The sequence below is a fragment of the Streptomyces noursei ATCC 11455 genome (genome assembly GCF_001704275.1).
Taxonomy (GTDB): Bacteria; Actinomycetota; Actinomycetes; order Streptomycetales; family Streptomycetaceae; genus Streptomyces; species Streptomyces noursei.
The window spans coordinates 4698164-4720979 of record NZ_CP011533.1 but is presented as its reverse complement, the minus strand read 5'-3'; the positions used below and the strand labels follow the sequence as shown (position 1 = coordinate 4720979).

At 70.3% G+C, this 22816-nt stretch carries 18 protein-coding genes; 10 read left to right on the top strand and 8 right to left on the bottom strand.

What is annotated here, in order from left to right; genetic code table 11:
- The first annotated feature begins 439 nt into the window (after window positions 1-439).
- The gene (locus SNOUR_RS19865) at window positions 440-2266 is read left to right on the top strand and encodes a serine/threonine-protein kinase (RefSeq protein ID WP_159425879.1); all 1827 of its coding nucleotides are present in this window, start codon (window positions 440-442) and stop codon (window positions 2264-2266) included.
- A gap of 236 nt (window positions 2267-2502) precedes the next feature.
- Here the strand turns inward: SNOUR_RS19865 and SNOUR_RS19860 are convergent, their stop codons facing one another.
- From SNOUR_RS19860 to SNOUR_RS19850, 3 genes are read right to left on the bottom strand one after another with little or no spacing between them, the layout of a single operon-like run.
- Window positions 2503-3678, bottom strand: a complete 1176-nt coding sequence (locus tag SNOUR_RS19860) for a cystathionine gamma-lyase (RefSeq protein ID WP_067349010.1) — start codon at window positions 3676-3678, stop codon at window positions 2503-2505.
- Window positions 3675-4241 (bottom strand): low molecular weight protein-tyrosine-phosphatase, encoded by a 567-nt coding sequence (locus SNOUR_RS19855; protein ID WP_067349008.1) that lies wholly within the window; start codon window positions 4239-4241, stop codon window positions 3675-3677. Before SNOUR_RS19855 ends, SNOUR_RS19860 begins: the two co-directional genes overlap by 4 nt.
- A 3-nt stretch (window positions 4242-4244) precedes the next feature.
- Window positions 4245-4622 (bottom strand): phage holin family protein, encoded by a 378-nt coding sequence (locus tag SNOUR_RS19850; RefSeq protein ID WP_067349005.1) that lies wholly within the window; start codon window positions 4620-4622, stop codon window positions 4245-4247.
- A gap of 48 nt (window positions 4623-4670) precedes the next feature.
- Here SNOUR_RS19850 and SNOUR_RS19845 point away from each other — a divergent pair, with 48 nt between their 5' ends.
- The 4 genes from SNOUR_RS19845 to SNOUR_RS19830 all read left to right on the top strand — a co-directional run bounded on the left by SNOUR_RS19845 (window position 4671) and on the right by SNOUR_RS19830 (window position 7154).
- Window positions 4671-4988, top strand: coding sequence for a cupin domain-containing protein (locus SNOUR_RS19845; protein ID WP_039634631.1), 318 nt, complete (start codon window positions 4671-4673; stop codon window positions 4986-4988).
- Between the two features lie 188 nt (window positions 4989-5176).
- Window positions 5177-5404, top strand: coding sequence for a DUF5326 family protein (locus SNOUR_RS46240; RefSeq protein WP_039634630.1), 228 nt, complete (start codon window positions 5177-5179; stop codon window positions 5402-5404).
- A 446-nt stretch (window positions 5405-5850) separates the two neighbouring features.
- Window positions 5851-6627, top strand: coding sequence for an IclR family transcriptional regulator (locus tag SNOUR_RS19835; RefSeq protein ID WP_067358541.1), 777 nt, complete (start codon window positions 5851-5853; stop codon window positions 6625-6627).
- 104 nt (window positions 6628-6731) lie between these two features.
- Window positions 6732-7154, top strand: coding sequence for an SsgA family sporulation/cell division regulator (locus tag SNOUR_RS19830; RefSeq protein ID WP_167739058.1), 423 nt, complete (start codon window positions 6732-6734; stop codon window positions 7152-7154).
- A 140-nt stretch (window positions 7155-7294) separates the two neighbouring features.
- Here the strand turns inward: SNOUR_RS19830 and SNOUR_RS19825 are convergent, their stop codons facing one another.
- Complete coding sequence (locus tag SNOUR_RS19825; protein ID WP_067348999.1) at window positions 7295-8632, bottom strand: YibE/F family protein; 1338 nt, start codon at window positions 8630-8632, stop codon at window positions 7295-7297.
- Between the two features lie 221 nt (window positions 8633-8853).
- On the opposite strand from SNOUR_RS19825, the gene thiC reads away from it, so the two are divergent.
- Window positions 8854-10641, top strand: a complete 1788-nt coding sequence (thiC, locus tag SNOUR_RS19820; RefSeq protein WP_067348997.1) for a phosphomethylpyrimidine synthase ThiC — start codon at window positions 8854-8856, stop codon at window positions 10639-10641.
- Window positions 10642-10719: 78 nt separating this feature from the next.
- Here the strand turns inward: thiC and SNOUR_RS19815 are convergent, their stop codons facing one another.
- The 3 genes from SNOUR_RS19815 to SNOUR_RS19805 all read right to left on the bottom strand — a co-directional run bounded on the left by SNOUR_RS19815 (window position 10720) and on the right by SNOUR_RS19805 (window position 14256).
- Window positions 10720-11592 (bottom strand): hypothetical protein, encoded by an 873-nt coding sequence (locus SNOUR_RS19815; RefSeq protein WP_079142786.1) that lies wholly within the window; start codon window positions 11590-11592, stop codon window positions 10720-10722.
- 209 nt (window positions 11593-11801) lie between these two features.
- On the bottom strand, window positions 11802-12875 hold the full coding sequence (locus SNOUR_RS19810; RefSeq protein WP_312632849.1) for a metallophosphoesterase: 1074 nt from the start codon (window positions 12873-12875) through the stop codon (window positions 11802-11804).
- A 280-nt stretch (window positions 12876-13155) separates the two neighbouring features.
- Window positions 13156-14256, bottom strand: coding sequence for a LacI family DNA-binding transcriptional regulator (locus tag SNOUR_RS19805; protein WP_067348989.1), 1101 nt, complete (start codon window positions 14254-14256; stop codon window positions 13156-13158).
- Between the two features lie 396 nt (window positions 14257-14652).
- On the opposite strand from SNOUR_RS19805, the gene hisC reads away from it, so the two are divergent.
- On the top strand, window positions 14653-15732 hold the full coding sequence (hisC, locus tag SNOUR_RS19800) for a histidinol-phosphate transaminase (protein WP_067348987.1): 1080 nt from the start codon (window positions 14653-14655) through the stop codon (window positions 15730-15732).
- 97 nt (window positions 15733-15829) lie between these two features.
- On the opposite strand, the gene SNOUR_RS19795 is transcribed toward hisC, so the two are convergent.
- The gene (locus tag SNOUR_RS19795) at window positions 15830-16198 is read right to left on the bottom strand and encodes a cyclophilin-like fold protein (RefSeq protein WP_067348985.1); all 369 of its coding nucleotides are present in this window, start codon (window positions 16196-16198) and stop codon (window positions 15830-15832) included.
- Between the two features lie 258 nt (window positions 16199-16456).
- Here SNOUR_RS19795 and SNOUR_RS19790 point away from each other — a divergent pair, with 258 nt between their 5' ends.
- The 3 genes from SNOUR_RS19790 to cydD are packed head-to-tail and all read left to right on the top strand — an operon-like array spanning window position 16457 to window position 22667.
- Window positions 16457-17965, top strand: coding sequence for a cytochrome ubiquinol oxidase subunit I (locus SNOUR_RS19790; RefSeq protein WP_067348982.1), 1509 nt, complete (start codon window positions 16457-16459; stop codon window positions 17963-17965).
- A 9-nt stretch (window positions 17966-17974) separates the two neighbouring features.
- Complete coding sequence (gene cydB / locus SNOUR_RS19785) at window positions 17975-18976, top strand: cytochrome d ubiquinol oxidase subunit II (RefSeq protein WP_067348980.1); 1002 nt, start codon at window positions 17975-17977, stop codon at window positions 18974-18976.
- Between the two features lie 49 nt (window positions 18977-19025).
- Complete coding sequence (gene cydD / locus SNOUR_RS19780) at window positions 19026-22667, top strand: thiol reductant ABC exporter subunit CydD (RefSeq protein ID WP_067348978.1); 3642 nt, start codon at window positions 19026-19028, stop codon at window positions 22665-22667.
- Window positions 22668-22816: the final 149 nt, after the last annotated feature.

Sequence of the window (22816 nt, the reverse complement as noted above, 5' to 3'; positions counted from 1 at the left end):
AGAAGAAACGCGCAGGCGCGATAGCATGCCGAAGCATCCCAGGGAGGTCCTATCTCCTTGGCGGTGTAGGCCCTCGGATTGGTGTTCCAGCACCGCCGGGGGCCGCTTCGTTTCCGGCACGAAGCAACCGAATCCCGGACACCGTACCTCAAGATCAAAATGTTCCGGACGTCATTGCGAGGACGGACTCTCACCCGCTCAATTCCTCGCGCCAGCCGCACGGTTGGCGCGGCGCAGCCTTCGTTCGCCATCATCCCTGTGACCTTCACGAGGTGCTGAACTTGATTGGGTGATGTCGGGCGTGTTCGCTGACGAAGTTCGGTCGGTCCGGCAGCCCTGTGGGGCGTGAACAGGCATGCGCATACCGGGGATTGGATAGGGACCAAGGTTGACGCGGGCTCGTCAGTGCCTGCGTCAACTGGATGGAGGGGGAATTTCTGTGACGGATCCTTTCGGCATGGGCGTGTTCGCCTTAAGTGGGGAACTACGGAGCCTCGGCCCGTACCGGCTGCTCGGACAACTGGCCACCGGCGGCATGGGCGTGGTCTATCTAGGACGGGATCCGGGCTCAGGCCGGATCGCTGCCGTCAAGACGCTGCTGGCTCCGGGCGGCGTCAGTGAGGAGGCCCGGAAACGTTTCAACCGCGAGGTCAAGCTCGCCCACCGTGTCACGAGCTCGTACACCGCACGGGTCCTGGACTCCGACGTCGACGCGGGTCGGCCGTGGATGGCCATGGAATACGTCCCGGCACCGTCGTTGGAGGCGCTGGTGGTGCAGAAAGGGCCCCTGACCGACCAACGTGCGGTGCGCTGGATCGCCTCCGGCGTGGTCCGGGCCCTGGCCGAGCTGCATGACAAGGGGATCGTGCACCGGGACGTCAAGCCCCTGAACATCCTGCTGTGCTCGGATGGTCCCAAGGTCATCGACTTTGGCATCTCCCATGCCAGCGACCTCACCAGCACCAAACTCACCCTCGGCACCATCGCCTTCGCCGCACCCGAGCAGGCCCAGGGGCACCCCAGCACACCAGCCTCGGACATCTACGCACTCGGCGTCACCCTGTACTACGTGGCCTGTGGAAAGCTGCCGTATCCGGAGACCAGTGAGCCGCTCCAGCAGCTCAACTATGTGCGGCAGGCCGCCATCGATTTGGACGGGCTTCCCGCGGGTTTGGACGAGGTGGTCGGCGACTGCCTCGCGGCGCGGCCCGACGACCGGCTGACGGCCGAGCAGCTTATCCGGCGTTTCGAGAGCGGCACCAGCCGGACCCTGTCGGCCGGTTGGACGTCGCTGGTCGCCCAGTACGCGGAGGAGGGCCGACGGCTCCAGCGGGCCGCCGACCAGGCGGAGGCCGAGACGGTCACCCGCAGCTGGACCGTCGGCCCGGGCGGGACCCGTCACCTCACCGAGGAGGACCGCCAGGACGGGGTGCGGAAGTCCGGACGGCCGGATCCGGACGGTCCGGGCCTGAAGCCGGAGACAGGCCCGGAGAGCGCGACAGCCAACGGGCAGGGGTCCGGCCGGCAGAGCCCGGACTCCAAGCCGAAGCCACCGGACACGGCTCCCGGCGGCAGTACGCCGCCGAGCATCGGACCGGGTGAGACGACGCCCCGCCGGGTCGGCTGGAAGAACGAGTACCTCTACGCACTGCTGGGTGTCGCAGCTCTTGTCGTCAGCTTGGTCATCAACTTCCACGGCAACCACTCAAACAACTCGCCCGACCCCTCGCGCACCCACACCAGCAGCCCTGACGACTCCGGCGGAGTGGAGGATAGTCCCACTCCCTCCGGCCCCGAGCCCACTCCCCCCAGCCCACAGGACGAGGCATTCGCCGGCATCAGCATCGACGACTGTCTGGACAACTACAACAACCCCGACGGGGCGTGGTCGCCCAAAACTCCGCATGCGGCTAGCTGCACCGGTACGGGTTCCTACTACCGTGTGATGTCGATCGTGCACGACTCCGCAAGCTGCTCCGACACGTACGACTACCGCTGGTCCCACGACAACGACAACGGCACCAAGATCGCCTTCTGCTTGAACCGCAACTTTCGTGTCGGCCAGTGCGAGTTCGCCGACAAGAAGGAGGCCCTCCAGCGCAACCAGATCACTCCCTGCGATGGTCACATCCCCGACAAGTACAAGTACATCGTCAGGATCACGGGCGTGTACTCCAATAAGGACGACTGCGGAGACCAGGATTTCTGGCAGATCGACGATCACGGCATTGCCCTGTGCGGCAAGGAGATCCGACAAGCAAGCTAGATTTCGGACGGTGAACAGCGACCGTTTCAACGCGGTCCCCGGGGAGTTTCTGGGGAGTTTGGGGAGTCTCTGGGGAGTGCGGTCCCCATAAACCCCGCGACACGGGCAACGCCCTGAAACGGCCTCCGCCGCAGGTCAGGGACCTGATCGGCGATCTTTCCCCTGCTCCGCCGGGGCCGGCGGAGTATTGAGGGGGGATACCCTGCCGGCCGTTTCAGCGCCGTAGTGCCGCGGTGTTACGCCTTCGCCGCGTCCAGCGCCCGCAGCACATCGGCGACCAGATCCTCCGGGTCCTCGACGCCGACGGAGAAGCGGATGAAGCCCTCCGGCACGTCGTCGCCGCCCCAGCGGGCGCGCCGCTCGGCGGTGGAGCGCACGCCGCCGAAGCTGGTCGCGTCGTCCACCAGCGTCAGCGCGGTCAGAAAGCGCTCCGCATGTGCCCGGTCCGGGAGGACGAAGGACACCACGCAGCCGAAGCGGCCGGGGCGCATCTGCCGGACGGCGAGCGCATGGGACGGGTCCGACGGCAGGCCGGGATGGCGCACCCCGGTGACCTCGGGGCGGTCCACCAGTGCGGTGGCCAACGCCATTGCTCCCTCGGCCTGTTGGCGGATGCGCAGCGCCAGGGTGGCGAGCGAGCGGTGCGCGAGCCAGCTCTCCATCGGGCCGGGGATCGCGCCGACCGTCTTGCGCCACAGCCGGACGCCGTCGGCCAGCTCCGGATCCCGGGTGCTGACGTAGCCCATCAGGACATCGCCGTGGCCGGTCAGCGCCTTGGTGCCGCTGGCGACCGAGAAGTCCGCGCCCAGGTCCAGCGGGCGCTGGCCGAGCGGGGTGGCGAGGGTGTTGTCCACGGCGACCAGCGCACCGCGGGCGTGCGCCGCGTCGGCCAGTCGCCGGATGTCGTGGACGTCGAGGCCCGGGTTGGAGGGCGTCTCGATCCACAGCAGCCGCGCGCCGTCGAGGACGTCCGGTGGGGCGTCGTGGGCGCGAGCGACAGGGGTGTACGGCGCGCTCGTCGAGGCGCGATCGTCGGTCGACGGGCGGGCGGTGCGGACCTCGATGCCGTAGCTCTCCAGGCGGGTGCGGACGGCGGGCAGCAGCTGATAGCCGTCGCCGGGGAGCACCACCGCGTCGCCGGCGCGCAGTTGGGAGAAGAGCACCGCGGTGATCGCCGCCATCCCGGAGGCGAAGGCGACGGTGTGCGCGGGCTCGTCCGGCGACTCCAGTTCGCCGATGGCGGCTTCCAGCCGGGTCCAGGTGGGGTTGTTGTCGCGGCCGTAGGTGTACGGGCCGGCGGCCTCGCCGGGCAGGTGGAAGTGGGCGGCGAACACCGGGCCGGGGAGGGCCGGTTCGTAGGCCGCCGCCTCCGGGAGCCCGGCCCGCACGACGCGGGTGCCGTCGCCGATCATGCGCTCTCCTTGCGGTGGGGGTGGTGCAGGCCCGGCCGGGGCTCGGCCGGGCCCGGAGCGCCGGAGGTGACCTCGGCGCGGACCGCCTCCAGGAGGCCGTCGCAGGCCGTCTCGATCATCTCCAGGCACTCTTCGAAGCCGGCGAAGCCGCCGTAGTACGGGTCCGGCACATCGAGGTCCGCGGGGTCCGAGGCCGGGCCGGTGCGGCAGCTGTAGGAGCGCAGCAGGCGGACCTTGGCGGCGTCCTCGGGGGTCGGGGCCAGCCGACGCAGCTCGCGCAGATGGCCCGCGTCGAGTGCGACGACCAGGTCACGCCGGGCGAACCAGGAGGCGCGGAACTGCCGGGCGGTGTGCGTGCTCGGATAGCCGCCGGCGTGCAGCACGGCGATGGTGCGGGGGTCGGCTCCGTCGCCCTCGTGCCAGCCGCCGGTGCCGGCGCTGTCGATCTCGACGAGCCCGTCGAGTCCGTCCTCGGCGATCCGGGCACGGAAGACGGACTCGGCGATCGGCGAACGGCATATGTTGCCGGTGCAGACGAAGCAGACACGGTAGCGGGTGGTCAAACGTCAGTCCTTGTCGGGAAGGATCACGTGCATTGCCCAGGAGACGATGGAGACGATCACGCCGCCGAGCAGTGCCGTCCAGAAGCCGTCCACGTGGAAGGCGAGGTCGGCCTTGCCGGCGAGCCAGGAGGTCAACAGCAGCATCAGCGCGTTCACGACCAGCGTGATCAGGCCGAGCGTGAGGATGAACAGGGGGAACGAGAGCACCTTCACCACGGGCTTGACCAGGAAGTTCACCAACCCGAAGATCAGCGCCACCAGGACCAGCGTGAACACCTTGCGGCCGGTGTTCTCTCCGGTGAGCGTGATGCCTTTGAGGAGCCAGATGGCCACGGCCAGGGCCGCGGCATTGGCGAGCGTCTTGACCACGAAATGCTTCATGGTGAGATCGTCGCAGACGACTGCTTAATGGTGAGAGGTGCGAACGGGATGAAGGCTTTCCGACTGGATGAACTGGAAGCGGAACGGCTCGCGAACAACGGCGCGTATCTGCAGTTCCTCCGGGAGCGCACCATGTCGGTCGGGCTGTACGGGCTGGACGCCGGCACCGTCGATCCGCAGCAGCCGCACGCCCAGGACGAGGTGTATCTGGTGGTGAGCGGTCGCGGGGCGATCACGGTGGGGACCGAGACGGAGTCGGTGGCCCGTGGCAGCGTGGTCTATGTGCCCGCCGGGGTGCCCCACAAGTTCCACCACATCAGCGAGGACCTCCGGGTCGTGGTGGTGTTCTCTCCGCCCGAAAGCTGAGGGACGGACCCCGGAACCCGTAGGGGTCGGCTCAGGGGAGAGCCGGGGCTGTCGGGCCCCCATGGCGTCCTCCGGCGCCCTAGCATCGTTGGTGTACAGGGGGAACCGGAGACGCGGAGACCGCGGACGGTGCCACCGGAGCGGCAGAGACCGACAACAGCGCGACAGACAGAAAGCAGGGCAGAGCAGTGGCCGGTAAGGGGATACTCGCAGGACTTCCGTGGTGGGTCACCTGGGTCGTGGTGCCCGTCATCCTGATCGCCGTCTTCGGCGGGCTGATCGCCACCGCGGTCGGCTTCCTGGTCAGCCTGCTCTTCAAGGTGCTGATCGCGGCGGCCCTGATCGCCGGTGTCATCTATCTCGTGCGCAGGTTCACCGGTTCCTCGTCCTCGTCCTCGTCGAAGAGCGACTGGTAGGCCGAGCCCCTGACCGACCGGTCCTGTCCGACCCGCACCGTCCGACGCCCTGCCCCCGCCCGGGAGCGGGGCGTCCGGCGTTCGGCGTCCCCCACCGACACACCCATCGCCGCGTCGAACGTGGGTCGGAAAGCGGCTCGTTCACTGTTTCCGCGCGCCGGACGCCCGAGGCGTTCCCCCTGCTCACCAACAGTGTGGACGTTGCTCCGTAGAGCCATTACGCCCAGGGGGACGTGGACGGCCGGGTTAACTCCCGGGCTTTCGGCTCCTGTTCCGGATCGCCCGGGTTACAGTGCGGGCGTAGGCGTCTTCCGGAGGTTGGCGTTCCGGAATGTACCGAGCGATCGGCCGGGCGTCGGGCGGGACGTCCTGGGAGACGCGCGGTCGCGGGAGCGGGTCCCGTGGCCGGGGCCGCGGGACCATGGCGCTCGGACCTGGGGGTTGCGTTGGCGATCGGCAACGACCAATCCGGCTCGCATCCCACCCTGATCGGGTCGGTGCAGCGGGCCCTGCGGCTCCTGGAGGCGGTGGCCGCGCACGCGGACGGGGCGCCCGCCAAGCAACTGGCCAGGGAGGCCCAGCTTCCGCTCCCCACGACCTACCACCTGCTGCGGACGCTGACCCACGAGGGCTATCTGCGCCGGGAGAGCGGCGTCTTCGTCATCGGCGAGGGTGCCGAGTCCATCGGTCGGGCCGGGGCCCGGCGGCGGCAGCGCCGGCAACTGGCCGACGTGCTGGCCGTGGTCGGCCGCGAGCTCGGCGCCGCCGTCTACTTCGCCGTCTACCGCGAGGGTGAGGTGGAGGTGGTGGCGATAACCGACGATCCGGCGCGGCCGCCCGTCGAGGAATGGGTCGACTTCCGGTCCAGCGCCCATACCCACGCGATCGGGCAATGCCTCCTGGCGCAGCTCGACGAGGCGTCCCGGAAAGAACATCTCGCCCGCTATCCCGTGCAGTCGGTAACGCCTTTTTCGGTGCGCTCCGAGAACGATCTCCTCAGCCGGTTGGCTACGGTGCGTCGCGGCCAGGTCGCCTACGACCGCCAGGAATATGCCTTGGGCACGGTGTGCTCGGCGATCCCCATCCGGGTCGGTTCGGCCGCCGCGACGCTGGCGGTTTCCCTTCCGGCGAAGGAGGTGCACCGATTGCAGCCAGTTACGGATCGACTACGGAAAATGGCGGAGGGGGTACTAACGACACTCGCCTTCTCTATCAGTATCTGAAAACTCACTCCTTGTGATCTGCCTGCATGTGACCGACGATGGCGTCAATAGGGCTTCCGGGGATGATTCCCGGCCATCTCCGATCAAGTGCGGGGCAGTGGTTGATGAACGACACGGTTCAGGCAGAAGTGATCATGAGCTTCCTCGTCTCGGAGGAACTCGCCTTCCGGATTCCGGTGGAGCTGGACTTCGACAGCGCCGACCCCTACGCCGTCCGGCTCACCTTCGATCTCCCCGGCGATGCGCCCGTGACCTGGGTGTTCGGCCGTGAGCTGCTGCTGGACGGGCTGAGCCGGCCGGCCGGAGAGGGGGACGTCCGGGTCGAGCCGACCTCCCCAGAGCACCTCAGCGACGTCTGCATCAGCCTGCAAGTCGGCGCCGAGCGCGCCCTGTTCCGGGCCAGTGCGCCGCCGCTGATCGCCTTCCTGGACCGCACGGACCGGATCGTTCCGCTCGGCAAGGAGGAGGTCTGCGACACCCTGGAGGCCGCGCTGGACCGGATCCTGACGGAGGCGCCGGCCGGCTGATCCGCCGTCCGCCGGCCCGCTCATCCCACGACGCCCCCACCTCACCGCCGACCGGTCGGCCGTCGGCGCCCCCTGCCCCGCTGCCCGCCCACCGCGTTCACCCGCCCCGACCCGCTCCCTCCGTGCTGCCTGCCGTGCGCTCAGCGCTTACGGCGCCGTCCGTGTGCCGCGCGCCGCCCTCCGCGCCCTCCGGAGGCCGGCGCCCGCCCCGCCCCGCCCGGCACGGGGCGGTCCGCCGCGACCACCAGAGCCGCCAGCAACGTGGTCACCGGTACCGAGGCGACCAGCCCGATGCTGCCCACGAGCGTGCGGACGATCTCCTCCGCGACCACCTCGCTGGTGGCGACCGTGCCGACGCTGCTCTGCGCGATGGAGAACAGCAGGAGCAGCGGCAGCGAGGCGCCCGCGTAGGCCATGACGAGGGTGTTCACCACCGAAGCGATGTGGTCCCGTCCGATCCGCATCGCCGCGCCGTACAGCTTCCGCCAACCCGCCGTCGGATCGGCCTCCTTCAGCTCCCAGACCGCGGCCGTCTGCGTCACCGTCACATCGTCGAGCACCCCCAGCGAGCCGATGATGATGCCCGCCAGCAGCAGACCGTGGATCTCGATGTTCGGGTACAGCCCGTGCACCAGACCGGTGGTGTCGTCCGTATTGCCGGTCAGCAGCGCCCAGTTGATGAACACCGTGCCCAGCAGCCCGATGAGCAGCAGCGAGGCGAGGGTGCCGAGCACCGCCACGGACGTGCGGGCGGTCAACCCGTGGCACATGTAGAGCGCGATCAGCATGATCGCGCTGCCGCCGATCACCGCCACCACCAACGGATCGGAGCCCTGGAGGATCGCCGGGAGGATGAACAGCGTCAGCACGCCGAAGCTGGCGGCCAGCGCCACCAGCGCCAGCACCCCGCGCAGTCGACCGACGATCACCACGGCACAGGCGAAGATCGCGGCCAGCATCCACATCGGCACGGTGCGGTCGACGTCCGTCACCGCGTACTGCAGATCCTTCGGCGCCTTGGGGGAGTAGGAGACGACGACGTCCTGGCCCGTCGTGTAGTGCCGCAGGGCGTCCGGCGTCACCACCGTCTGGAAGGTCCGGCCGGCGTTCTCGCCGGTGGTGACCTTGACCGTCACCTGCTCACAGGGTTTGCCCGGGGCCGCTCCCCCGGCCGGCGGCTGGCCTCCGGGTGCGGTGGGCTGCGGCTGCTGCGCGGCGTGCACCGCCGCGCAGTCCACCTCCTCGACCTTGATGATCCGCGCCTGCTCCGTGGGCTGGTCGAAGCCCACACCGGACGGCTTGTGCGGGGGCGCACCGCCCGGCCACAGGACGATCAGGCCGACCGCCACCGCTGCCGCGAACGGGATCAGCACGGCGGCGATGACCTTGCGCAGATGCCGGGAGACGGGGGCGGCCGGCCCATGGCCGTGCGCGTGCGCGTGGCCGGCGGCGGGATGCGGGGCGTCGGGAGGGCTCACCGCCCGATCATCGCAAGAAGCGGTGGGCCCCCTGTTCACATCGCCGCATCGGCCGCTACCGTGGTGCCACCTTTGCAATCGCGGGAGCTCGGAGCACCGGGCTGAGAGGGCGCTGACCTCCGTCCCAGCGGTGTTTCACGTGAAACACCGGACGACGGAAGCCGCTGCGTCGACCGCCGAACCTGTTACCGGGTAATGCCGGCGTAGGGAGTTGGGTCTATATGACTCTGCAGGATGCACGCACGCCTGAAAACGGCCCGACCGACGGCGAAAAGTCGCACATCGGCTGGCACAAGGGCTATGTCTCCGGAACGCGTTCCGACCTCCGGGTCCCGGTCCGACGGGTGCACCTCACCAACGGCAAGCACGTGACGCTCTACGACACGTCAGGGCCGTACACCGACCCTCAGATCGAAACCGACGTCCGCCGCGGCCTGGCCCCGCTGCGGGAGAACTGGATCATCGCCCGGGGCGACACCGAGGAGTACGCGGGCCGTCCGATGCGTCCCGAGGACGACGGGGTCAAGCACACCTCACCGCGCGGTGGCCTCCGGAACCTCGACGCGGTCTTTCCGGGCCGTCCGCGTCAGCCGCGCCGTGGTCGGGACGGCGCCGCGGTCACCCAGCTCGCATACGCCCGGCGCGGCGAGATCACCGCGGAGATGGAGTACGTCGCCCTCCGCGAGAACGTCTCCCCCGAGTTCGTGCGGGACGAGATCGCGGCCGGCCGCGCGGTGCTGCCGGCCAACATCAACCACCCGGAGATCGAGCCGATGATCATCGGCAAGAACTTCCTGGTGAAGGTCAACGCCAACATCGGCAATTCCGCGGTCACTTCCTCGATCGAGGAGGAGGTGGAGAAGATGACCTGGGCGACCCGCTGGGGTGCCGACACCGTCATGGACCTCTCCACCGGCCGCAACATCCACACCACCCGCGAGTGGGTGCTGCGCAACTCCCCCGTCCCGATCGGCACCGTCCCCCTCTACCAGGCGCTGGAGAAGGTCGACGGCAAGGCCGAGGAGCTGACCTGGGAGATCTACAAGGACACCGTCATCGAGCAGGCCGAACAGGGCGTCGACTACATGACGGTGCACGCCGGTGTGCTGCTCCGGTACGTCCCGCTCACCGCCAACCGGAAGACCGGCATCGTCTCCCGCGGTGGTTCGATCATGGCGGCCTGGTGCCTGGCGCACCACCAGGAGTCGTTCCTCTACACGCACTTCGAGGAGCTCTGCGAGATCCTCGCCGCCTACGACGTCACCTACTCCCTCGGTGACGGTCTGCGGCCCGGCTCCATCGCGGACGCCAACGACGAGGCGCAGTTCGCCGAGTTGAGGACTCTCGGCGAGCTGAACACCATCGCCAAGCGGCACGGCGTGCAGACCATGATCGAGGGCCCGGGCCACGTCCCGATGCACAAGATCAAGGAGAACATCGACCTCCAGCAGGAGATCTGCGAGGAGGCCCCGTTCTACACGCTCGGCCCGCTCACCACCGACATCGCGCCCGCCTACGACCACATCACCTCCGGCATCGGCGCCGCGATGATCGCCTGGTGGGGCACCGCGATGCTCTGCTACGTCACGCCCAAGGAGCACCTGGGCCTGCCGGACCGCGACGACGTCAAGACCGGCGTGATCACCTACAAGATCGCGGCCCATGCGGCGGACCTCGCCAAGGGCCACCCGGGCGCCCAGGAATGGGACGACGCGCTCTCCGACGCGCGCTTCGAGTTCCGCTGGGAGGACCAGTTCAACCTGGCCCTCGACCCGGACACCGCCCGCGCCTTCCACGACGCGACACTGCCCGCGGAGCCGGCCAAGACGGCCCACTTCTGCTCGATGTGCGGGCCGAAGTTCTGCTCGATGAAGATCAGCCGAAGCATCACGGAGCAGTTCGGCGGCGGCGAGGGCGCGACCCCCGAGGAGGTCAAGGCCGGGATGCTGGAGAAGTCCAGGGAGTTCGCGGCGGCCGGCAACCGGGTGTACCTGCCGATGGCCGACTGAGGAACGTGAGGGGCAGGCCGTGAAGTGGCCGGGCCTGCCCCGCTTTTCCTCCCTGCCCTCAGGGTTCCCGCCGCTCCGCTACTCGGGCCGGTGGTCCGGACCGCCGTAGTCCGGGCTGGTGAAGTCCGGGCTGGAGTAGCGCGGACGGGACCAGGAGGTGCCGGCGTCGGGGCTGCTGAACCGCGGGCGGGTGTAGCCGAGCGTGGGGGTGCGCCGCTCGGGAGCCGACACGGGGCGGGGGACGTACTGGACCGGGTCGTCCGCGGGGTCGGCCGAGGGATCGGCCAGCGCCTCACGGAGGAAGGGCAGCAGTCCGCGGTCCAGCAGGGCCTGCCGCCAGGTCTCACGGGCGCTGTCCAGCGCGGCGGCCCGCGCCTCGGCCGCCGTGTCCCGGGAGACGCCGTTGCGCAGCGCGGTGACGACCACGCATCCCATGGCGACCAGCGCACCGGCGGCGGCCAGCGCGGCGAAGATCCACCCGACGCTGACCAGCGGCCGGGAGACGGCCGGGTCCGGGTCGACGGCGCGCAGCCCATAGCCGATGACGAGGAAGAGGACGGCTGCGATCCCGGCGAGCACCGGAACGAGGACGATGGCCATCGCGGCAAGCCCGAAGCCGGTCGTCTCGGCGGCCGGGTCGTCGTCCGCGGTGGCCGGTCCGGTCTGCTCGTCAGAGGTCTGGTCCGCTGACGGAGTGCCCGCACCGGAGGCGGGCGCCGGTGTGCGCAGCTCGGCACGCAGCTGTATGTAGCGTTGGTATTCGGCCGTCGCGCAGGCGGCGATCGCGCTGGTCGCGCTGAGCGCCATCGTGCGCAACTGCTCGGTGCTGAGCCGGTTTCCGGTGGTGGCGGCGAGGCCGTCCGGGCGGTGTGCGGCGGTACGCAGCGCGTCATCGAGGATCCGCGCGAATTCCGCGCGGTCCTCGTTCAGCAGGTGCGGAGCGCTGTTCATGTGGATCCCCCGATGCTCCGTAGGGCCGTACGGGCCGGCCAGGGCCGGGCGCCGGGCGGAAACGGAGGAGAGCCTGCTACGGATAGACCGATGGTAGAGGGCCTCCGGCGCGGGGTGACAGAGAGTTTGCGGAATTTGCGGGATGGTGTGACCGGAACCCGCCGCGGCATGTCACCCGACGGAGCGGTATCCGCGCCTCCGGCGAACTGTCACCCGACCAGGGGGAGTTGGCAGACCAGCAGCTTTCCGGCCATCGTGATGCCGCCGTCCATCGCGATGGCCAGACCGTCGGCGTAGACGTGCGGACCGTTCACCGCGATGCCGTCGCCCTCGCCGTCCTCGGCACCGACCTCGCCCAGAAGGTACGGGATCGGGCTGTGGCCGTGCACGACGCGGTGGCCGCCGTACGCGTCGAGGAGTTCGCGGACGGCCTGCCCGCCGGCGGCCTCGTCCCGGAAGGCGAACCGCTTGGTGAACTTGCGGAAGAGGTCCCAGACTTCGTCGGCGTCGCTGCGGGTCAGCACCTCGTGGACGGTGTCGTTGACCGCCTCGATCGAGTCGCCGTATTCGAGGTAGGCGGTGGTGTCGGAGTGCACCAGCAGGTGCCCGTCCTCCTCCATCACGGCGTCCAGGCGGGCCATCCACTGGAGGTGGTGGTCCTCCAGCCGGTCCATGTCGGTCTTCTGACCGCCGTTGAGGAGCCACGCGGCCTGGAAGGAGGCGGTGCCGGCGCCGGACTGGACGGGGGTGTCCCCGAACCGCTTGGCGCCCAGCAGCAGCAGCTCGTGGTTGCCCATCAGTGCCTTGCAGTAGCCGCCGGCCGCGGCGGCCTCGGCGGAGAGCTGCATGACCAGGTCGATGACGCCGATGCCGTCCGGGCCGCGGTCGGTGAAGTCGCCGAGGAACCAGAGCCGGGCGTTGCCGGCCGCCCAGGTGCCGTCGGCGTCGATCAGCCCTTCGGCCTCCAGCGCGGCACGCAGCTCCTCGTAGTAGCCGTGCACGTCGCCGACGACGTACAGCGGGCCCGGGCCGTCGGGAGTGGGCGCCGGCTCCTGGGCCGGCACCACGGACGGGTGGTCGACGAGGGTGTCCGTGCGACTGATGACCGGCAGGTCGCGGGCGGTCGGGGTGTACGCCTCGGGCAGCTGCACCGGGGGTGCCGGGGGTCCCCCCTGCTCGACCGACGTCGAGAGCTCGGGGGAGGGCGGTGCGAGCGGCTGCCCGGCCGGTGGTCCCGCGGGGGCTCCGGGCGGCGGAACGGACGCCGGAGGTTGTGCCCCCATGGTCCACACCATGGGTCCCTGACTGGCCCCCTGAGTCATCGACCCCTCCACCGTTGCGCCGCCGTGCACCTCTCGGACCTTGCCTGGTCGACGGCGGTCCGCGGTGTCGTGCGCCCATCATAGGAACGCCGCTCGCGGGTTGTGACGCACCCGGGGGTGATCAATCCCGCGAAGCCCGGTGTTCGCGATGGATTTCTCCCGAGATCGCCCTGTTTTTTCCTCGGTCGAGCGGGCGCCCGGAGAGCGCCCGTACGCCCGGTCCGTCGTGCCGGTGGCACGCTCAGTCGCCGGCCGGGCCGCGTGGCGGGCTGACCGTCGTCCGCGGGGAGCGGCGCTGGGAGGAGGTTCGCACGATCAGGTCGGTCGGTATCACCTGCTCGACGGGGCAGCTGCCGTCGAGCCCCTCGATGGCGTCGATCAGGATCTGGACCACGGCGGTGCCGATGCGCCGCGGCTTGAGGGAGAGCGTGGTGATCGGCGGATCGGTGGTGGCGTAGACGGTGGACTCGCTGCAGCAGACCAGCAGCAGGTCGTCCGGCACGCGTAAGCCGTAGCGGCGGGCCGCGGCGAGCAGGTCGGTGCCGTTGGGGTCGAAGAGCCCGTAGACCGCGTCCGGCCGGTCGGGGCGGGCCAGCAACCGGTCCGCGGCCACCGCGCCCGCACGCGGGTCGTAGGCGGGATAGGACTCGTAGACCGGGTCCTGGCCGACCCGCTCGCACCAGCTGAGGTACGCGGTGGTCGACAGCCGGGTGTAGGTGTCGGTGGTGGTGCCCGTGAGCAGCCCGATGCGGCGGGCGCCGGCCTCGGCGAGGTGGTCGAGCAGACTGAGGACGGCCGCCTCGTGATCGTTGTCGACCCAGCCGGTGACCGGGAGGGAGCCGCCGGGGCGGCCGTCGGAGACGACGGGGATGCCGTGCCGGACGAGCTCGGTGACCACGGGGTCGCCGTCGGCCGGGTCGATCACGACGGTGCCGTCGAGGGCGACGTTGGACCAGACGTCGTGGCGGGAGGTCGCGGGCAGGATGACCAGGGCGTATCCGCGGGCCAGCGCGGCGGAGGTGGCGGCTCGGGCCATCTCGGCGAAGTACGCGAACTCGGTGAAGGTGAAAGGTTCATCCCCGTAGGTGGTCACGGTCAGACCGATGAGGCCCGACTTGCCGGTACGGAGGGTGCGGGCGGCGGCGGAGGGGCGGTAGCCCAGCCGGTCGGCCACCTCGCGGACGTGGCTACGGGTGGCATCCGGAAGCCGGCCCTTGCCGTTGAGCGCGTCGGAGACGGTCGTGATCGATACACCGGCTGCGGCGGCCACGTCCCGGATACCCGCGCGTCCCAGTCGGCGACCGGTCGACCGGCCCACCTGATGCTTCCCTGCTGCTGTCATGGCGAGCCGATAGTAGGGCTCGGTACGGCCATTCGCGGTGGACCCACGACGGCGTTGAGAAGGTACGTTTCTGCATGGCAGCTGACCCTCAATTACCTTCAAATGTAAGGGTGTTGTCGCACCTTTGGGTTGTTCAAGGGGAGGGGTGGCCGCTCCGCCTGGCGATCCGCCCAGGTCTCGAACAGGTCTCAAGTCACCTTGACGAGGGATGCGCGCCACGGAGCGAGCCACCGGCGCGCGGCGTCCCGGATAGCGCTCCCCTCGGAGTGCGCGCCCGGCGCCCACTACGGCGGGTGCCCGCGGAAGGGCTGTCCGTCGCGGGCCTGACGCCGGACGGGGCAATCCTCATAAGGTGTGCAGTATTGGAGTCGATTGGATGGTTGAGGAGGACCTGCGGTGAGCGAGAAGACCCCGAGGCTGCGTGCTGCGCTGGACGGCATCCCCACCTACAAGCCGGGGCGACCGGCGGCGGTCGACGGCCCGGTCGCCTACAAGCTGTCCTCCAACGAGAACCCCTATCCGCCGCTGCCGGGCGTCCTGGAGAGTGCGGTGGCGGCTGCCGGATCGTTCAACCGCTACCCCGACATGGCATGTACGGGACTGATGGCGGAGCTGGCCGACCGGTTCTCGGTGCCGGTGGAGCACCTGGCGACCGGCACCGGGTCGGTCGGGGTGGCCCAGCAGCTGGTCCAGTCGACGGCCGGCCCCGGCGACGAAGTGATCTACGCCTGGCGGTCGTTCGAGGCGTACCCGATCGTCACCCAGGTCTCCGGCGCGACGTCCGTGCAGGTGCCGCTGACCTCCGATGAGGTGCACGACCTGGAGGCGATGCTGGCGGCGATCACCGACCGGACCCGGCTGATCTTCGTCTGCAACCCCAACAACCCCACCGGCACCGTCGTGCGCCGTGCGGAGCTGGAGTCCTTCCTGGACCGGGTGCCGAGCGACGTGTTGGTGGTGCTGGACGAGGCGTACCGCGAGTTCATCCGCGACGAGGACGTGCCGGACGGGATCGAGCTCTACCGCGACCGCCCCAACGTGTGCGTGCTGCGCACCTTCTCCAAGGCGTACGGCCTGGCGGGGCTGCGGGTCGGCTTCGCGGTGGCGCACCCGGAGGTGGCCGCGGCGTTGCGCAAGACCGCGGTGCCGTTCGGCGTGAGCCAGCTCGCGCAGGAGGCCGCGGTGGCGTCGCTGCGGAGCGAGGCGGCGCTGCTGGAGCGGGTCGACGCGCTGGTCGCCGAGCGGGTCCGGGTGTGCGACGCGCTGGTGGCGCAGGGGTGGAACGTCCCGACGTCGGAGGCGAACTTCGTCTGGCTGCGGCTGGGGGACCGGACGACCGCGTTCGCCGAGGCGTGCGAGCGGGCCGGCGTGGTCGTGCGGCCGTTCGCGGGCGAGGGCGTGCGGGTGACGATCGGGGAGAAGCCGGCGATGGACCTGTTCCTGCAGGCGGCGGAGGAGTTCCGCAAGGCGCGGTAGCCGGTTTCCGGTCCGCGGGAAGGAGTCGTGCCTTCGCGCGGTGGTGTGTTCTGAGGCCGTGGGTCCGCCGGACCCGCGGCCTCGGTCGTCCGTGGCGTCAGACCTTCTGGACGTGGATCGCGTCGCCGCTGCGGACGGTGGCCAGTGCGCGCGGGTCGCCGTCGATGCGGCCCAACACGTTGCAGGGGGAGGCGAGTCGGGGCTCGTCGCCGCGGGATATCGGGGTGGTGCCGTAGGGGAGCGCGAGGGCGTTGCCCTCCGTCCAGAAGGCGACCGTGCCGGGTTCGACGACCTGGCGGGCGTCGGTCTCCAGCGCGGGGGCGAGCCCGGTGTCGAAGTAGACCTCCTCGCCCCAGGTGTGGGCGGTGGCCTGAAGCGGCAGGGCGGCGAGCAGCACGGTGGCGGTCGGGGTGTCGTCGAGCGTGGCGGTCACATGCCCGGTGGGCCAGGAGATGCGGATCTTCATGGCGACGCATTCAACAATATGTTGAAGCTGTGGGGAAGGGTGTTCACATAACCTCGGCATAAGCATTCGCGGGCCATGGATTCGAGCGTGACCGCAGTCACGTACCCCCCTTCCTCAAGGCGTAGCACCCATGGGAGATAATGCTTGTGAATGTGAACGCGTTCACAAGCTCGCGTCCTGGTATGTGCCGCTTTATGTGGCACAAAAGGGACATAGCCGTTCCGAAACGGTGACGCAAGGACGTAAGGAGGCCGCGACATGGAACTGGCGTTGGCGCCAGAGACTATGGCGCGATGGCAATTCGGCATCACGACCGTCTACCACTTCCTGTTCGTTCCCTTGACGATCTCCCTCGCCGCTCTGGTGGCCGGGCTTGAGACCGCATGGGTGCGAACCGGTAAGCAGAAGTACCTCAAGGCCACCAAGTTCTGGGGCAAACTCTTTCTGATCAATATCGCGATGGGTGTCGTCACCGGCATCGTCCAGGAATTCCAGTTCGGCATGAACTGGTCGGACTACTCGCGATTCGTCGGGGACATCTTCGGTGCGCCGCTCGCCTTCGAAGCCTTGATCGCGTTCTTCTTCGAATCCACCTTCATCGGATTGTGGATCTTCGGCTGGGACAAGCTGCCCAAGAAGCTCCACTGCTTCTGCATGTGGATGGTCTCGATCGGCACCGTGCTCTCCGCGTACTTCATCCTGGCGGCCAACTCCTGGATGCAGCACCCGGTGGGCTACAAGTACAACCGTGCCACCGGGCGGGCCGAGCTGACCGACTTCTGGAAGGTGCTGACCCAGGACACCACCCTGGTCGTCGTCTTCCACACCCTGACCGCCGCCTTCCTGACCGGTGCCGCGTTCATGGTCGGCGTCTCCGCGTACCACCTGATGCGCAAGAAGCACATCAAGGTCATGCGGACGTCGCTGCGGCTCGGGCTGGTCACCCTGGTCGTCGCCGGACTGCTCACCGCGGTCAGCGGCGACAGCCTCGGCAAGGTGATGTTCAAGCAGCAGCCGATGAAGATGGCCTCGGCCGAGGCGTTGTGGGACAAGGCGGCGCCCGCGCCGTTCTCGGTCTTCTCGTACGGCGATGTCGCCAAGGGGCACAACAAGGTCGCCATCGAGATACCCGGCCTGCTCTCCTTCCTCGCGCACAACGACTTCTCCTCGCCGGTCCCCGGCATCAACGACGTCAACAAGTCCGAGCAGCAGAAGTTCGGGCCCGGCGACTACCGGCCCAACATCCCGGTCACCTACTGGGGCTTCCGCTGGATGATCGGCTTCGGGATGACGTCCTTCGCCATCGGTCTGGCCGGGTTGTGGCTCACCCGCAAGAAGTTCTGGCTGGCGCCCGGGCTGCGGACCGGTGACGAGGAACCACCGCACCTCGCGCTCACCAAGAACAGGACGCTGGGCGCCCGACTGACCAAGTGGTACTGGCGACTGGCCTTCGTCACCCTCGGCTTCCCGCTGATCGCCAACTCGTGGGGCTGGATCTTCACCGAGATGGGCCGTCAGCCCTGGGTCGTCTACGGCGTGCTGCGCACCCGGGACGCGGTCTCGCCGGGCGTCACACAGGGCGAGGTGATCACGTCGCTGGTCGTCTTCACCACGCTCTACGCGATCCTCGCCGTGGTCGAGGTCAAGCTGCTGGCGAAGTACATCAAGGCTGGACCCCAGGAACTCTCCGAGTCCGACCTCAACCCGCCCACCAAGATCGGTGGCGACCCCACCGACGCCGACCGGCCGATGGCCTTCTCGTACTAGGGGGCGACCATGCAACTCCATGACATCTGGTTCGTCATCATCGCCTTCCTGTGGACCGGATACTTCTTCCTCGAAGGCTTCGACTTCGGGATCGGCGTGCTCACCAAGCTGCTCGCCCGGAACCGCAGCGAGAAGCGGGTGCTGATCAACACCATCGGGCCGGTCTGGGACGGCAACGAGGTCTGGCTGCTCAGCGCGGGCGGGGCGACCTTCGCCGCCTTCCCGGAGTGGTACGCCACCCTCTTCTCCGGTTTCTACCTGCCGCTGCTGCTGATCCTGGTCTGCCTGATCGTGCGCGGTGTCGCGTTCGAGTACCGCGCCAAGCGGCCCGAGGAGCGCTGGCAGCGCAACTGGGAGCACGCGATCTTCTGGACCTCGCTGCTGCCCGCGGTGCTGTGGGGTGTGGCCTTCGGCAACATCGTCCACGGCGTGAAGATCGACGCCCACAAGGAGTACGTCGGTGGCGTGCTCGACCTGCTCAACCCGTACGCGATCCTCGGCGGCCTGGTCACGCTGGCGCTGTTCACCTTCCACGGTGCGGTGTTCGCGTCGCTGAAGACCGTGGGTGACATCCGGGAGCGGGCGCGCCGGATGGCGGGCGTCCTCGGGCTGATCACCGCCGTGCTCGCGGTCGCGTTCCTGGGGTGGACCCAGGCCGACAAGGGCGACGCCGGCAGCCTGGTCGCGATGATCGTCGCGGTGGTGGCGCTGGTCGCCGCGCTCGGGGCCAACAGGCTCGGGCGCGAGGGCTGGGCGTTCGCGTTCTCCGGGATCACCATCGCGGCGGCGGTCGCCATGTTGTTCCTGACACTCTTCCCGAACGTCATGCCGTCCACGCTGAACGAGAGCTGGAGCCTCACGGTCACCAACGCCTCGTCCAGCCCCTACACCCTGAAGATCATGACGTGGTGCGCCGCCATCGCCGCGCCGATCGTGATGCTCTACCAAGGGTGGACCTATTGGGTGTTCCGCAAGCGGATCGGCACCCAGCACATCGCCGAAGCCCACTAGCTGAGTCCCGCCCCGCCAGGGCGGGGCTCGGGAGAACGGAAGGTTTCACGTGAAACCGGTCGACCCGCGCCTGCTCCGATACGCCCGTGCCACCCGCGGATTCCTCGTCGCGGTGGTGGTGCTCGGGCTTGCCGGAGCGGGCCTGGTCGTCGGCCAGGCCATGCTGATCGCGGAGATCGTGGTCGGAGCCTTCCAACAGGAGCGCACCCTCGGGGCGTTGGCCACCCCCGTGGCGCTGCTCGCCGCGGTCTCGGTCGGCCGGGGGCTGGTCTCCTGGCTCACCGAACTGGCCGCGCACCGGGCCAGCGCGGCGGTCAAGTCCGAACTGCGGATGCGACTGGTCGAGCGGGCGGCGGCGCTGGGACCCGGGGCGGAGATCCGTCGCGCGGAGGGTGCCGGCACCCTGGAGCTGCGGACCGGGGAGCTGGCCACGCTGGCCACCCGCGGCATCGACGCCCTGGACGACTACTTCGCCCGCTACCTGCCGCAGTTGGGGCTGGCGGTCGTCGTGCCGGTCGCGGTGCTGGCCCGGATCGTCACCGGTGACTGGATCTCCGCGCTGACGATCGTGATCACCCTGCCGCTGATCCCGCTCTTCATGGTGCTGATCGGCTGGGCCACCCAGTCGCGGATGGACCGTCAATGGCGGCTGCTCTCCCGGCTGTCCGGGCACTTCCTCGATGTCGTCGAGGGGCTGCCGACGCTGAAGGTCTTCGGCCGGGCCAAGGCCCAGGCCGCCTCCATCCGCGCGATCACCAGCTCCTACCGCCGGGCCACCCTGCGCACGCTGCGGATCGCCTTCCTCTCGTCCTTCGCGCTCGAACTCCTCGCCACCATCTCCGTCGCGCTGGTCGCGGTCGGCATCGGGATGCGCCTGGTCCACGGTGAACTCGACCTCTCCACGGGGCTGATGGTGCTGGTGCTGGCACCCGAGGCGTATCTGCCGCTGCGGCAGGTCGGTGCGCAGTACCACGCCGCGGCCGAGGGGCTCTCGGCGGCGGACGAGATCTTCGCCGTACTGGAGACCCGGCCGCGGACGCCCGGTACCGCGCCCGCGCCGGACGGTACCGGACTGACCGTCGAGGGGCTGGTGGTCCGCCACCCCGGGCGCACCGCCGCCTCGCTGCCGGCCACCTCGTTCGAGGTCCGACCCGGGGAGACGGTCGCGCTGGTCGGCCCCTCGGGCGCCGGCAAGTCCACTCTGCTGAGCGCCGTGCTCGGCTTCACCGCGCCGTCCGAGGGCCGGGTCCTCGTCGCCGGCCGTGACATCGCCGACCTCTCCCCCGACAGCTGGCACGGCCGGATCGCCTGGGTACCGCAGCATCCGCACCTCTTCGCCGGATCCATCGCCGAGAACGTCCGGCTGGTGCGGCCGGACGCCGATGACGCGGCGGTCCGCGCCGCCCTGGGCGAGGCCGGGGCGCTGGACTTCGTCGACGCGCTGCCGGACGGCACGGCCACCCGGCTCGGGGAATCCGGCGCCGGTCTCTCCGCCGGTCAGCGGCAGCGCATCGCGCTCGCCCGCGCCTTCCTCGCCGACCGTCCGATCGTGCTGCTGGACGAGCCCACCGCCAATCTGGACGGCGAGACCGAGCAGACCCTGGTCGAGGCCGTGGGTCGGCTCGCGGCCGGACGCACGGTCCTGATGGTCGTCCACCGGCCGGCGCTGCTGGCGGTGGCCGACCGGACGGTGCGGTTGGCGGGGCCGGAGTCGGGCGCCGGGCCGGTGGAGTCGGCGGACGCGGCGACCGCCGGGCCGGGCGCGGGGGCCGCCGCGGTCTCCCCCGCCGGGCCGGGCCGGACGCCGGACGTCGCTCCGTTGCCGGACGGGGAGGCCGTTCCCGGTGCCGCCGCGGGCAACGCGCTGCGGCGGCTGCGCGGGCTGGCCCGTGCGCGGCGGTCGCGCCTGGGGCTGGCGCTGCTGCTCGGCAGCCTCGCGTTGGGCTGCGCGGTGGGCCTGATGGCGACGTCCGGCTGGCTGATCTCGCGGGCCTCGCAGGAGCCGCCGGTGCTGTATCTGATGGTGGCGGTGACCGCGACCAGGGCGTTCGGCATCGGGCGGGCGGTGTTCCGGTACGCCGAGCGGCTGGTGGCGCACGACGCGGTGTTCCGGATGCTCGCCGACGTCCGGGTGGCCGTCTTCCGGCGGTTGGAGCGGCTGGCCCCGGCCGGGCTGAAGGAACGCCGCCGTGGCGATCTGCTGTCGCGACTGGTGGCGGACGTCGACGCGGTGCAGGACTACTTCCTGCGCTGGCTGCTGCCCGTCGGGGCGGCACTGCTGGTCGGCGCCGGCACCGTCGCCTTCACCGGCTGGCTGCTGCCGGAGGCCGGGGTGATCCTCGCGGTCGGGCTGCTGCTCGCCGGGGCCGGGGTGCCGGCGCTGTCGAGTGCGTTGGCGTGGCGTGCGGAGCGCCGGCTGGCACCGGCCCGCGGGGTGCTCTCCACCCGCGTCGTCGATCTCCTCACAGGAACCGCCGAGTTGACGGTCGCCGGTGCCGTGCGGGCGCGCACGGAAGAGGTGCGCCGGGCGGATCGGGACCTGACCCGGATCGCGTCCCGCTCGGCCGCCGCGGCCGGTGCCGGGGCCGGCCTCTCGGCATTGTTGTGCGGGCTGACGGTGGCCGCCGCCGCGGTGGTCGGCATCCAGGCGGTGCACACGGGCCGGCTGGCGGGGGTGGCACTGGCCGTCGTCGTGCTCACTCCGCTCGCCGCGTTCGAGGCGGTGGCCGGGCTGCCGCTGGCCGCGCAGTACCGGCGCCGCACCCGGCACGCTGCCGAGCGGGTCTTCGAGGTGCTGGACGCCCCGGCGCCGGTCAGCGAACCGGAGGTCCCCGCGACCGCGCCCGAGGAGCCGTTCCCGCTGACCGTGCGCGAGTTGAGCGCGCGGCACCCCGGTCAGGACCGCCCGGCCCTGGACGGCGTCGGCTTCACCTTGACCGCGGGCCGCCGGCTCGCCGTCGTCGGTCCGTCCGGATCCGGCAAGACCACGCTCGCGCAGGTGCTGCTGCGCTTCCTGGACCGGGAAGCGGGGGCGTACGCCCTGGCCGGCACGGACGCCCAGGAGATGGCCGGCGACGCGGTCCGGCGGCTGGTCGGGCTGTGTGCGCAGGACGCGCACCTCTTCGACAGCTCGCTGCGGGAGAACCTCCGGCTCGCCCGGCGGGATCGGAGCGGCGGCCCGGACGGCACCGACGACCAGGACCTCTGGGACGCACTCGGCAGGGCGCGGCTGGCGGACTGGGTGCGCGGGCTGCCCGACGGCCTGGACACCATGGTCGGGGAGCACGGCGCGCGGCTGTCCGGCGGCCAGCGGCAGCGGCTGGCTCTGGCGCGTGCGCTGCTCGCGGACTTCCCGGTGCTGGTGCTGGACGAGCCCGCCGAGCACCTCGACCTGGCCACCGCCGACGCGCTCACCGCCGATCTGCTGGCCGCCACCGAGGGGCGTACGACGGTGTTGATCACGCACCGGCTCGCCGGGCTGGACGCGGTCGACGAGGTGCTGGTCCTGGACCGGGGCCGGGTGGTGCAGCGCGGTGGTTATGCGGAGCTGGCCACGGCCGACGGTCCGTTCCGGCGGATGCTGGAGCGCGAACGGGCGGTGGATGCCGCGTACCCGCGGACGGTGGCCGCCGGGGGCGCGGCGGCGGACGCCGGTCGGGCGCCCGCCGGGGTGTCGGCGCTGACCGCGTGACGTACCGGAGGCCCTTCGGCGGGGCGCCCGCCCGGCCGTCCCCGCCCGGCCGTCTCCCTGTGGCCGGGCCTCGCCGGATAGCTGCACTTTCCCCGGAAATGGGCCCTTATTAGGCTCGGGGCATGGCAGTCACGGCAGGATCGCGCCCG